This window comes from Streptomyces sp. NBC_01591 (assembly GCF_035918155.1).
GTDB lineage: Bacteria > Actinomycetota > Actinomycetes > Streptomycetales > Streptomycetaceae > Streptomyces.
In genome coordinates this window covers 786,398-798,238 of the sequence record NZ_CP109327.1, presented here as the reverse complement: position 1 = coordinate 798,238, position 11,841 = coordinate 786,398, and the positions used below count along the sequence as shown (strand labels likewise).

Here is an 11,841-nt window from a genome sequence, read left to right as displayed (position 1 = left end):
GTGGCGCCAGGGCTTGCTCGGGGTGGCGAACACCGGCGTGCACACCAGTAACGCCTGTGACATGGGTCACTCGACTGCATTAAGTGTGCAGGTCAGAGCATTGAGTGAGCATCGGGTTGATCACTATGCGCTAGGAACATGTGCCTGTCGGTTAACCCGAACGGGGGTAGCGGTCGGTGGAGTGGTGAGAACGTACCGATCCAGCTGGTCCGCAATGACGCGCTCCAGAACGACCTGAACGAAGGAGGGTCCGTGAGGCTCCTCAGGGCCTGGTACGCGCTGGTCACTCCCGGCGCCTACCGGTTGACCGAAGCGGGCGGCGGCATCACGCGCCGGACCACCCGCATCGCCTCGCAGGCTCGCGTACGGCGCTCCGCCGTGCGCTCCTCGGCACCGCAGTACCCACCGCCCGCCCGGCGCCGGGCGGTTACCGGGCCATGCCCGTCCGGACAGGCCCCGGGCCGCCTTCACCAGGAGGCTCCGTGACCGACTCACCCGAGAAGGAGGCACGTCAGTCCGAGCTCGACCAGGCCTTCACCGCGTTCTTCGTCCAGCACAAGGACGACTTCCTGCGAGTCGCGATGACACGTCTGCGCAATCTCCAGGACGCCGACGAAGCACTCATGGACGCGGCGATACAGATGCACCGCAAGTGGATCCGCATCGAGGCCCATTCGAACCCGATCGCTCTTGCCTACACCATCCTGAACGCGAAGATCACAGACTTCTACCGGCGCCGCGCCCGCCACGCCGAACGCGAGATCCCGGTCGGCACCGACTCCGCCGCCTACAGCAGTGCCGTCACCGTCGACGACATCCTCGCACTGCGCGGCTACGAACCCCTCGATCACGCTCTGGCGGAACTGCAGATGCGGGCGCCGAAACAGGCCGACTGCGTCAGGCTCCACTATCTCTCGGGGATGACCTTCGAGGAGATCGCCGAGTACCTCAACATCACGAGAGGCGCGGCAAAGAGCAACACCCACCTGGGCCGGAAGAAGCTGCACGATCTCATGGATCTCCCCGAAACGGGGAAAGGGGATTCCTGATGCTCGATGAAACCCTGCGCGCCGAAGCGCAGGTACTCCACGACATGCTCAGCACCCACGACACCGACGACTTCATGCGCCGACTGGCCCTGCGCATCGCCGAAGACGCCTCGCGGCCTCCGCGGGTGCGTACACCCGACTCACCCGAGTCCGCACCACCGATGGCCGCGCCCGCACAGGGATACGCGCCGCCGTCCTACGGCACCCCGGCCCATCCCTCCACGCGGCCGCGCACCCGCAATCGGCCACGTCGGCGCCCCACTCCCATCGTGGCCTCCGACGCCGCCGCTCACCCGTCCGCGGTGCTGGCACACGTACGGAGCGTGTGCGAGACGGTGCTCAGCTCGGACGACATCGACACCCTCCTGGCCTTCGACACCTACTACGATCACGCAGGGGCGCGCACATTCGCCTGCCTCCTGTACACCATCGACCGCCACGAGAGCGCCCTCTACTGGTGGGGCTTCGCGGCCGGCGCCGGAGACCCCATCGCCGCTCACCTCCTGGCCGCCCATCATGCGGCGGTCGGCACACCGCCCGACGCCCGGGTCTGGCGGGCCTTCGCCCGCATGCTCGGCTACCGCACCGGTGACCTGCCCCAGCCCGTCCGCTGGAGCAACCACCTGGACCAGGACTTCGCACTCCGCATCCCGATGGAACCCGAACTCCGTCAGTTCCTCATCCACGACCGGCTACCTCCCGCCCTCGTGAGGCACTGAACCGGTCCGCCCGCGCCGACCTCGCCTCGGCACAACACCGTGCGTGGGACCCCACGAACAGTGGGTCCCGCGCACGGGAAACACCACCGCCGTCCCTCGCCCTCCGCCGCGCGCCCCCGGGCCGGGGCGCCGCCCCCGTGCCCTGCCGCAGACAAGGACGACCCATGAGCACCGTGTCAGAACCCTCCCCACCGCTACCGCCAAGCCTCCGGGGCCGGCTCCGCGACTGGACCCGTGCCCAACGGGGCGCCGCGGCCTCGCACTTACTGAAAGGTATCTGTTACGGCACGGGAACCGCCCTGGCCGGCGTCATCAGCTTCTGGGTCGAGAACAGACTCTGACGGCAGGCCGAAGACCGTGGACGCGTCCCCGGCGGGATGTCCGGATCGCGACGGCACGGCTCGGACGCTGTGGGTGAATGAGTGGTTACTCTTTGTCAGTTACGGCGAATGATCACCAGCACCCGAGGGGAACTCTGAATGAACCGCATGCGCAACGTACTTGCCGTGCTCGGCATCACCGCCGGGCTCATCGCGGCTCCGGCCGCGAGCGCCTCGGCGAAGCCGGAGGACCGGTCGCCTGCGTCCTCGGCCCGCCACGAGCCCTGTACCGGTGAGTTCCGCGGCGATGCCAGGCTCGGCCCCAAGTGGCTTCCGAACAACCGGCTGGCCCCTGTGGGCCCGCTCCTCAAGGGATACAAGCGCACCGGAACCCTGTCTCCGCAGGCATTCCTGAAGAAGTACTGGGAAGGCCCCGCGGACTCCGGGAGCTGGAAGTACCCGCCCAACGACGGATTCGGTGAAGTCAACGGGCAGATCGACAAGGAGCCGACCAAGCTGCGCCCGGGCCAGCGTCTGGACCGCTTCGGTTCCGAGTACGGCGGCTACCTGGCACCCGCCGGTGATGCGTACGCGGAGCGGGCCCTGCCGCCGCAGAACCTCAACACCCGTGACGCAGTCGTCGCTTGTGACTACCGCGTCTACAAGGTGGCCAAGCCCTTCTGGGTGTGGCAGGGAAGTATCGCCCCGTGGTTCGAGCAGCCGGGAGGCGGTCAGCAGATCAAGCTGGACGCGGTCTTCCTCGATCCGGGCCAGGGGCAGCGGCTGAACGTCAAGTGGCTGCTGGAGCACGACTACCTCATGCCCGCCGGCGCCTAGCCTCGGCGTGGACCGTCGGGAGCTGTACGCGGCGCTGAGCCGGGCAGGAGTGCCCGACGGCTACTACCGCATCGAGGGCGTTCACGAACCGGTCCCCACCCCCACGGATTTCCTGTTCCTGCGGCAGGCATCCGACGGGGCGTGGGAGACCGGCGCGTACGAACGCGGAACCTACGAAGTCATCGCCCGGCACCCGAGCGAACAGGCCGCCTGCGGATATCTCCTCCGGCTTCTCCTCTGAGGGCTCGGGGAGAAGGCGGTCGAAAGAGTCGGTGGAGTCGGCGGAGTCGGGATGCGAAAATGCGTTCCGAGGGTGAACCTCGCGACCCGTACGGGTGATTGACCCCTCCGGTGGTGCGAAGGCGCGCCGGGGTGCGGCTATCTCTGCTGCTTGTGATCGAGAACTTGCTGCGTACCGCCACGGCGGTCGCTCTCACCGCCCTGCCCCTCACCATGGCCGGCCCCGCGCTCGCCGGAGACAGCTCCGTCGCACCACAGGCGAGCTCCGTCGCACCACAGTCAAGCCCGTGTGCTTCCGTCGTGGCGCCTGCGGGGCATGTCTGTGTGCCGTCGCCCAAGCAGTGCATCACGACGCCGTGCCCTCAGTACGACCTCGTCGCCATCCCGTTCCACCCCCTGCCCTCGGGCGGAGGAGTCATGGCTCCCGAAGGATCAGCGCGCACGCTCTGACGCCTGCCCAGGGCGAGGCACGATCCGCGCACCACTGAGGCGCCTGTTGCGCCGACCGACCCAACCGACCGGCATCAGCGTGGGGCCGCGGAGGCTCCTGCCGCGGTGCAGAATGCTCCGGCCCATGAGACAGGGCAGGGAATCCACGTGCATCCGGCGATGCCGGGCCTTGCGCCGGGGCCGTGTTCACGGCAGTGAGAGCTGTGCGTGACGCGGTCCTGCGGCCGCGACCGGGCGTTGTCAGTGGCCGTAGGTATGTTCGGTCGTGTCCTGCCGTTGTGGCGAGGAAGTCGCCCTGGTGTACATAGGAGTGGTGCGTTGTCAGACTGGGAGAGGTCGAGCACGGCACGGGTCATAGCACCCGCACGACCGCGCAAGCTGGCCAAAGTCCCGTTCGTCGAGCTGGCCGACGGACGCCTGCAGGGTGTGGTGTCCAGCGGCTCCGACATCGGGCGGGTGTATGTGTCGTCGGTCGCCGCCGGCACGTACGCGTTCGCCTGCAGCACCAATAACAACCGGCCCTGCGGCGGCGCGCGGGGGTCGTTCTGCAATCACATCCGGGCCCTGATCAACGAGGCGGTGCTGCAGTACGGCGCCGAGCGCGTCGCCCGCTACCTGAGGGTCGAGACCGCGGACGGGGAGCCGAGCGCGCAGACCCTCGCCACCGACATGAGCGGTGCACGTCCACCTCAGGGCGACACCAAGGCCGCCGCGCCCGTCTTCAGCCGGTTCCTGCGCCACCTCGCGTATCTGGAACTCACCCCGACCACGGCCCCGTTGCCGGAGATGCAGTGGTTCCCGCCGACCAGGGCGGTGGCGTGATGCGTGCCGACCTGTTCTCGGAGACCATCACCGGACTCGATGAAGCCCTGACGGCCGTCGACGGCTTCGACCAGGCTCTTGTCGCCGGCCTGCTCCGTCCTCAGCCCGCCCAGACCGCCGGCCTCACAGGACTCGCCCACGCCGTCGCCGGGACCCCGCTGGCCGGAAGGGTCGCCGAGGCGGCCGAGAAGGCGGCGGGCGGAGCTGCGAACGAAGACCACTTCGTCGCCCTCGCCGCCGCCCGTACCGCACTCCTCGGCTCCGTCCACGACGCACTGATGACCCGCATCGAAGAGGCGACCGGCCGACCACGCGGCGAGGAGACCGTCCCGGCGACCGCCGGGCAGCAGGCGGCGAACCTGCTCACCGCCGCCCGTTCCTGGCTGTCCGATCTGGCGCGCGCCGGGTGGCAGGGCATCGACCACGAGGTGGTCTCCGGGGCGGCGCCGGTCGTCTCCGCGATGCTTCCGGACCCCGCGCTGCGCCGCCTGGCAACGCTCCTCGACGGCTTCGCCGCCGAACTTGCCGCGTCCTGCCCGGGCATGTCCCTGGAACGGATCCCGGCACGCCGCTGGGCCGACCTGTGGTCACGCGCGCTGCTGCTCACCGTGCCCGGTGCAGCCGATGTGCCCGTGACAGGTACGGCCACCGGGCGCCTCCTGCCCCTCGGCGTAGACGTCCATGAACACGCGACCGCCGTGCAGGCCCAGGTCCACGCGGTGTTCGAGCCCGCGGACGGCGCCGCGCCGCGTCTGGTGCGCGCCGGGGTAGCGGTGCCGAAGCCCGACACGGTCGTCGGAGCAGGCCTCTGGCAGCTGCTCCGCCCGCACATGTCGCTCCTGGCAGCCGTCGGCGAAGGCCGCTCGATGGACCTCACCGACATGCCGGTCACCGCCGAGGGCGACCTGATCTGGAGCGACGAGTACGCACGCCAGGGCGAGCCCGCCGACGCCTTCGCCACCGCCCGCGTCGCCCTGCCCACCGCCGGTGACGCGGCGACCGGACCCCTGGACCGGCATCCGGCACGCATAGCCGTCCCGGTGTTCCTGGAGGGCTACACCGCCCACAAGGACGACGACGCACTGACGTTCACCCTCGCCGGAGGCCCTCTCGCCGTCGACATCGACCGCATTCCGACCGCCGGACCACTCACCCCCGAGGCCGTCGCGGCATCCGGCGCGTGCATCGGACTGCTTCGTTGGGACGCCGGGACGTACCGCGTCCAGCCCCTGGCCGTCGAGACGACCGTACGGAAGAAGGCCGTCGCGATCCACGCCGGGGGATGGGCGGGGGGTACGACGGACAAGGCCGGCGTCAAGGCCGAGAAGGCCGCCACCGACGCCGTGGCCGTGCTGCGGGAGCGTGCGGGGAGGCTGCTGCGGAAATGACGGAGCACACGGCAGAACGAACGGCCGAGAACACGGCCCCGCAAACCCTTCAGACCCCGCAGAGCCCGGAGGCGGATTCCCAGGACAACCGGCGTCAGGTCCTGTACTGGCGGCTCCTCGCCCGGCTCTTCGACCACGAGGAACAGGGCACGCTGGAATCCGCGAGCCTCGCCGTGGTCGAGGACATCGGCCTGCCCTCCGCGCTGCTGGACCCACAGGCCTCCGTCGACTCGATCGTGCAGCGCCACCCGGAGCTGGCCGCCGAGTTCGACGGTCTGATGGCGCCCGACCCCGAGGCCGCCGATGCACGGGACCGGGCCGCCGAAGTACGACGGGCGGCGTTGGTCTCGAAGGTGCTGCTCAACGTCTTCGCCTCCGGCTCGGGCACGGTCACCGCCGGACAGCTGGCGCGCTGGCAGTCCGACGCAGGCTGGCTGGAGCGGGCGCTCGGCTGCAAACCCGGCGAGCTGCGCGGCGGCCGTGCCGGGGGAGGGGCCGCAGGGCCGGGCGTCGGCCCGACCGGCACCGGCGGCCGAGGCACGACCCCCGACCTCAGCCGGCTGATTCCGGCCATCGGCCCGGAACTCGGCACCATCGAAGCCGATCTCGTCAAGCGGATGCACCTGCGCGAAGTGCTGGCAGACCCCAGGCTCGCCGCGCAGCTGACCCCGAGCATGTCGCTGATCGAACAGCTGCTGCGGGACAAGAACAACCTCTCCGGCGTGGCCCTGGCCAACGCCAAGGACCTGATCCGCCGCTTCGTCGACGAGGTCGCTGAAGTACTGCGCACCCAGGTGGAGAAGGCCACCGTGGGTGCCCTGGACCGCTCCGTCCCGCCCAAGCGGGTGTTCCGCAACCTCGACCTCGACCGCACGATCTGGAAGAACCTCACCAACTGGAGCCCGGAGGAGGAGCGGCTCTACGTCGACCGCCTCTACTACCGGCACACGGTCCGCAAGACGACACCCCAGCGGCTGATCGTCGTCGTTGACCAGTCGGGCTCGATGGTCGACTCGATGGTGAACTGCACCATCCTGGCGTCCATCTTCGCCGGGCTGCCGAAGGTGGACGTCCACCTGATCGCGTACGACACGCAGGCACTCGACCTCACGCCGTGGGTGCACGACCCCTTCGAGACCCTGTTGCGCACCAACCTCGGGGGCGGCACCGACGGCACGGTGGCCATGGCACTGGCCCAGCCGAAGATCGCCGAACCCCGCAACACCGTCGTGGTGTGGATCTCCGACTTCTACGAATGGCAGACCGAGCCACTGTTCGAGAGCATGGTCGCCATTCACCGCTCGGGAGCCAAGTTCATCCCGGTCGGCTCAGTCACCAGCTCCGGCCGCGGCAGCGTCAACCCGTGGTTCCGCGAGCGCTTCAAGGACCTCGGTACGCCGGTTCTCTCCGGCCACATCCGCAAGCTCGTCAACGAGCTCAAGACGTTCCTCGCTTAGAAAGGCCCTGTCATGTCCGACCTGTTGCGCGCCCCCGCCGAGATCAAGTACGCCGAGGAACTGGAGTGGCTCGAGTCCATCGACGACAACCCCAAGCCCTTCTCCTGGCGGCTCTCCCCGAAGATGGTCCGCCTGTTCATCCTGGGCTCCGAGCGCTCCGACGGCCTGGACCGGGAGATCTCGCAGAAGTGGTACGGCGACCGCAGTTTCGTCGAGCGTTCCATCGTCACGCTGGCCTCCGACCGCGGCCTGCTGCTCATAGGTGACCCCGGCACAGGCAAGAGCTGGCTGGCCGAGTTGCTGTCCGCCGCGATCTGCCGCAATTCCACACTGGTCGTGCAGGGGACGGCCGGCACCACCGAGGACCACATCAAGTACTCCTGGAACGTGTCGATGGTCATCGCCAAGGGCCAGTCGCGGGATTCGATGATTCCCTCGCCGATCATGACCGCGATGGAATCCGGCGCCATCGGCCGTTTCGAGGAACTCACCCGCTCCACCAGCGATGTGCAGGACGCGCTGATCTCGATCCTGTCCGAGAAGTACATCTCGGTTCCCGAACTGGACAGCGACAGCATCGTCTTCGCCAAGCCCGGCTTCTCGATCATCGCCACCGCGAACAGCCGCGACCGGGGCGTCAACGACCTGTCCTCGGCGCTCAAGCGCCGCTTCAACTTCGTCCGTATCCCGGTGGTGACGAACAAGAAGAGCGAGGTGGAGATCGTCCGCTTCCGCACCGAGGAGCTGCTGCGCCGTCACCAGATCGAACTGGAAGTCCCGCCGACGCTCCTCGACGTACTGCTGCAGAGCTTCGCCGACCTGCGTGCCTCGGCGGCCGCGGCCGGCAGCGACGACGAGAAGCTGGAGTCCGCGCTGTCCACCGCGGAGCAGATCGGTGTGCTCGAGGACGCGGTGCTGCACAGCAATTTCTTCGGCGAGCGCGCCCTGACCGCCCGTACGCTGGCTTCCTCGCTCGTCGGGTCACTGGCCCGGCGCGAGCCCGAGGACCTGGCCATCCTCAACAAGTACCTGCACGGTGTCGTCGAACCGCGCAGCAAGGAAGAGGGCGGATCCTGGCCGGAGTTCCTGGAGGGCGGCCGCGACGCGATCGCCACCCTGTCATGAGCAGCACCCACGAGGGAACCTTCGAAGGACTGCGTGCTCAGCTGCAGGAGGCCGCCGCGACGTTCGCCGACGGGCCCGACGCCCTGGAGGGCATCCTCCTCGGCATCGTCGACGACGTCGACCACGCGGTCCGCGAACCGCTGGAGATCTTCCCCGTCTGCCATCACTCACCCGCCTCGGCGATCGCGATGGCCCGCCGCCTGCGGGAGAAGCAGCCCAAGGTCGTGTACCTCGAGCTGTGCGAGGACATGGCGCCGCTGCTGACCGAACTGCGCAACTGCAAGCTCCCGGTGGCGGTCCAGTCGTTCGCGACCGAGGTCGACGGTTTCCCGGCCGAGTGGTCCCCGCTGTCGGTGGTCGCACCGATCACCGAGGCCTCCGCCGAGTACCAGGCGATCGCCTACGCACTGGACACGCCGGGCGTCGAACTGGTCCTCGTCGACCGGTCCTCGGACCACGTCTTCCAGTGGGACGCGCGCGGGACGGAGTCCGCCGAGCCGGCCGACCCGGACGCACCTCCCGCCGAGGAAGAGGCCGCGCTGCACGGCGACGCGGTCGGCGTGGAGATCGGCGACCTGCGACCGCGCTTCGCCGAACTGGAGGAGCACCTGCTGCGCCACGGCAAGGTGCGGCACTGGTCGGAATGGTGGCACCAGTACGTCGAGCTGCCGCTCGGCGACAGCGACCACGACACCTACCGCCAGGTCATGCTCCTGATCGGAAGCCTCTTCCGGCGACTCGCACCCGGCGATCCCCACCGGGTCCGCGTGGACGAGGACCGCGAACGCTACATGTGGACCAGGATGCGCGAACACCTGGCCGCGACCGGCGCCGATCCCGCGGACTGCCTCTACGTCTGCGGCGCCTTCCACGCCGCCAGCCGCGTCGCGGAGTTCGGCGTCCACGGCACGGACACCTTCGAGATCAGCCCACCCAGTGCCACCACGTGGCAGCACGGCCTGATTCCGTCCAGCCATGCGGCGATCGAGGCGCAATTCGGCCTCGCCGCAGGCTCGGTGTCGATCGCCGCGACCGTGTGGGCGAAGAACGTCCGACGCACGCGCGTGGAGCCGTACCGCCTGGCGGGACAGGCGGGCGCGAAGAAATCGAAGGCCAAGAAGGCCGCGGCCGCGGCGGGGCCCGTGCCGGCGATCCCGCCCTCGGACAAGCTGACCGGCTTCCTGCAGCAACCGCCCGCCCTGGACCGGCTGGACGAGGCCGAACTGCTCGGCTGGTCGGTGGAGATCGTGCGCGCCGCGCGCCGCAACGGCTACCTCGCCTCCACCGCCGACGCCATCGCGGTGTTCGAGACGTCGATCCTGCTGGCCGGAATGCGCGACCGGGCCAGGCCCACGCCGTACGACTTCCAGGACGCGGCCGTCACCTGCATCGAGAAGGACACCGTGCCCGGCCGGCGCGATGTGCGGCGCCTCGTGGAGATCATGATGGGCGGCGACCGGGTCGGCCAGGTCGGCTACGACGCGCTGCCACCCCTGGCCCGCGATGTGCACGACCGGCTCGCGCCCCTGGGCCTGAAGCTCCAGCAGAGCGGTGTGCAACGGGCACTGCTGGACATCGCCTCCCAGCCGGAACTGGAGCGGTGCTCCGACGCGTTGTGGATGCTGCGCTACCTGATGCCGCAAGGTGCCGCGCGCCCGATCATGGGTGAGCGGAAGCTGGGGGAGAGGCCGATCCAGGAGTCGTGGGACCTCGCGCTCGGCACCTACCAGCGTGCGCTCATCGAGCTCGGCTACGAGGGCGTCAGCATCGAGCAGGTGCTGGAGCAGCGCCTGCGCCGCACGGCGTACGACCGGCGTGCCACCGCGGCGACCGTCCTGGAAGCCGTCGAGGACGCGACACTGTACCTACGCAGCCGCCGCCTCGCCGACGAGCTGGGCACACATGCCCTGGAGGTGCTGTCGGCCGAACGCAGCGTCGACGGCGCACCGGAGGTACTGCGCCGAGTGCGGCGGCTGCTGGCGTACTACCGCACCAGCGAGCCGGTGCTGCCGCCCTGGATCGAGTCCTTCGTCAAGACCGGATACGCCCACTACTGCACCCTGCTGCCGACGGCGTTCACCGACGAGGACGCCACCGTCCGTCAAGTGGCGGCCATGCTGGGCTTCCTGTTCAGCATGGAGAGCCTGGCGCTGTCGCTGGGGTGCGACCGGACCCAGCTGGAACTGGCGGTGGTCCAGTCGCATCCGGAGGAGTCGTCGAAGACGGCGCTGCTGTGGGCGGCCCAGGTACAGCTCGGGCATCTCTCCCGCGCGGACCTGCGGGCGAAGTGCGACAAGCTGCTGGGCAACCCCTTGGTGGTGCCCGCCTATCCGCGCTACCTCAGCGGCTTCGTACACGCGCTGGATCCCGTACCGGGCCTCACCGACTTCGTGGTGGAGGCAGTGTCGAACGCGTTCGGAAGGCTGCCGGACCCGGTGCTCCTGCCCTGGCTGCCGACCCTGATCACCACTCTGCGATCGGGCGGCTCGGATCTGGCTCCGCTGCTGATCCGTGAGGCCGGGCGGACCTTCCCCGGCCGGCTCGCAGCGCTGGACGCGTGGGTGCCACCGTGGCGGGCGCAGCCGGAGCCGGCAGCCGGGCATCCGGCAGGCCGGGCGGAGGGCGGCCACGGTTGCACGCTGCTCGCCGCACACCCCGCGACGTGCGACGCGGTGGCGAGTCTGCTGGGCTGCGAGGGTACGTGGGAGACGGCGGACGCCGGCCGCCCGACGGGCGCGGTACTGGCCGGTCGCCATCCGGAGACGGCCGTCGCGCTGGAGGCGCTGCTGGCCGGCGCCTGACTCGGCGGTGCGAACCCGAACCCACGCAGCGGATCCGTCGAGGGCGGCGTCCGGTGCCACCGGCGCCCCGGCCGGGCCCGAAAGCGGGCCCGGCCGGGGCGCAGGGCCGTCTCTACGGCTGGACGACGAACCGGTAGACCTTGGAGTCCCGGGCCTGGAATCCCAGGCGTTCGTACAGTCGATTCGCTGCCTGGCGGGACGGACGTGAAGTGAGGTCGACCGTCCGAACCCCAGCCACCTCGGCGAGGCGCAGTGCCTCCTCCGTCAACGCCGCTCCGACGCCATGACCCCGGGCCGCTTCGTCGACCACGACATCCTCGATGCGGCCCCGCCGGCCCGACGACAACGGAAACATGATCAGAGTCAGCATGCCGACCGCCCGGCCTTCGATCCTGGCCACCAGCAGGGTGTTGGCGTCACTGCGCAACAACTGGGCCACCGAGTCCCGGTCGGGCGCACTGGCCGACCGGGAAAGCTGGGGCAGCAGGCGAGTGATTGCTTCGACCATTTCATCGGTCGCCTCGCGGACGACCTCCACTTCGACGCTCATGAACGCGACCCTACCGACAAGTCCCGCAAACGCAGTGGGACGAAGGCCACGCGGGGGCCGTAGCTCCGCCCCGAAGTACCTGG

11 protein-coding genes are annotated in these 11,841 nt (G+C 69.6%); 10 read left to right on the top strand and 1 reads right to left on the bottom strand.

The annotated features are described in order from the left end of the window. The first annotated feature begins 252 nt into the window (after positions 1-252). The 10 genes from OG978_RS04025 (at position 253) to OG978_RS03980 (ending at position 11,208) form a co-directional block, all read left to right on the top strand. Positions 253-486, top strand: coding sequence for a hypothetical protein (locus OG978_RS04025; protein ID WP_326763828.1), 234 nt, complete (start codon positions 253-255; stop codon positions 484-486). Beyond that, positions 483-1,049, top strand: a complete 567-nt coding sequence (locus OG978_RS04020) for an RNA polymerase sigma factor (RefSeq protein ID WP_326763827.1) — start codon at positions 483-485, stop codon at positions 1,047-1,049. The genes OG978_RS04025 and OG978_RS04020 overlap by 4 nt, the downstream gene beginning before the upstream one ends. Beyond that, positions 1,049-1,768 carry a hypothetical protein gene (locus OG978_RS04015; protein WP_326763826.1) on the top strand — a complete coding sequence of 240 codons (720 nt, stop codon included), beginning with the start codon at positions 1,049-1,051 and terminating at the stop codon, positions 1,766-1,768. The genes OG978_RS04020 and OG978_RS04015 overlap by 1 nt, the downstream gene beginning before the upstream one ends. A 479-nt stretch (positions 1,769-2,247) precedes the next feature. After that, positions 2,248-2,925 (top strand): TNT domain-containing protein, encoded by a 678-nt coding sequence (locus OG978_RS04010; RefSeq protein ID WP_326763825.1) that lies wholly within the window; start codon positions 2,248-2,250, stop codon positions 2,923-2,925. A gap of 7 nt (positions 2,926-2,932) precedes the next feature. Then, on the top strand, positions 2,933-3,166 hold the full coding sequence (locus tag OG978_RS04005) for a hypothetical protein (protein ID WP_326763824.1): 234 nt from the start codon (positions 2,933-2,935) through the stop codon (positions 3,164-3,166). 767 nt (positions 3,167-3,933) lie between these two features. After that, positions 3,934-4,437, top strand: coding sequence for a hypothetical protein (locus OG978_RS04000; protein ID WP_326763823.1), 504 nt, complete (start codon positions 3,934-3,936; stop codon positions 4,435-4,437). Then, the gene (locus OG978_RS03995) at positions 4,407-5,825 is read left to right on the top strand and encodes a hypothetical protein (RefSeq protein ID WP_326763822.1); all 1,419 of its coding nucleotides are present in this window, start codon (positions 4,407-4,409) and stop codon (positions 5,823-5,825) included. The genes OG978_RS04000 and OG978_RS03995 overlap by 31 nt, the downstream gene beginning before the upstream one ends. Continuing rightward, positions 5,822-7,282 carry a vWA domain-containing protein gene (locus OG978_RS03990; RefSeq protein WP_326763821.1) on the top strand — a complete coding sequence of 487 codons (1,461 nt, stop codon included), beginning with the start codon at positions 5,822-5,824 and terminating at the stop codon, positions 7,280-7,282. Before OG978_RS03995 ends, OG978_RS03990 begins: the two co-directional genes overlap by 4 nt. Positions 7,283-7,294: 12 nt before the next feature. Further along, a complete protein-coding gene (locus OG978_RS03985) occupies positions 7,295-8,407 on the top strand; it encodes an ATP-binding protein (RefSeq protein WP_326763820.1) in 1,113 nt (370 codons plus the stop codon). Beyond that, the gene (locus OG978_RS03980) at positions 8,404-11,208 is read left to right on the top strand and encodes a hypothetical protein (protein WP_326763819.1); all 2,805 of its coding nucleotides are present in this window, start codon (positions 8,404-8,406) and stop codon (positions 11,206-11,208) included. The genes OG978_RS03985 and OG978_RS03980 overlap by 4 nt, the downstream gene beginning before the upstream one ends. Positions 11,209-11,320: 112 nt before the next feature. Here the strand turns inward: OG978_RS03980 and OG978_RS03975 are convergent, their stop codons facing one another. Then, on the bottom strand, positions 11,321-11,758 hold the full coding sequence (locus tag OG978_RS03975) for a GNAT family N-acetyltransferase (RefSeq protein ID WP_326763818.1): 438 nt from the start codon (positions 11,756-11,758) through the stop codon (positions 11,321-11,323). Positions 11,759-11,841: the final 83 nt, after the last annotated feature.

Bases quoted from the DNA above. Each gene is read 5' to 3' on its own strand.
- OG978_RS04015 (WP_326763826.1), top strand. From the start codon at position 1,049: ATGCTCGATGAAACCCTGCGCGCCGAAGCGCAGGTACTCCACGACATG.
- OG978_RS04010 (WP_326763825.1), top strand. From the start codon at position 2,248: ATGAACCGCATGCGCAACGTACTTGCCGTGCTCGGCATCACCGCCGGG.
- OG978_RS03990 (WP_326763821.1), top strand. From the start codon at position 5,822: ATGACGGAGCACACGGCAGAACGAACGGCCGAGAACACGGCCCCGCAA.
- OG978_RS03985 (WP_326763820.1), top strand. From the start codon at position 7,295: ATGTCCGACCTGTTGCGCGCCCCCGCCGAGATCAAGTACGCCGAGGAA.
- OG978_RS03980 (WP_326763819.1), top strand. From the start codon at position 8,404: ATGAGCAGCACCCACGAGGGAACCTTCGAAGGACTGCGTGCTCAGCTG.
- OG978_RS03975 (WP_326763818.1), bottom strand. From the start codon at position 11,758: ATGAGCGTCGAAGTGGAGGTCGTCCGCGAGGCGACCGATGAAATGGTC.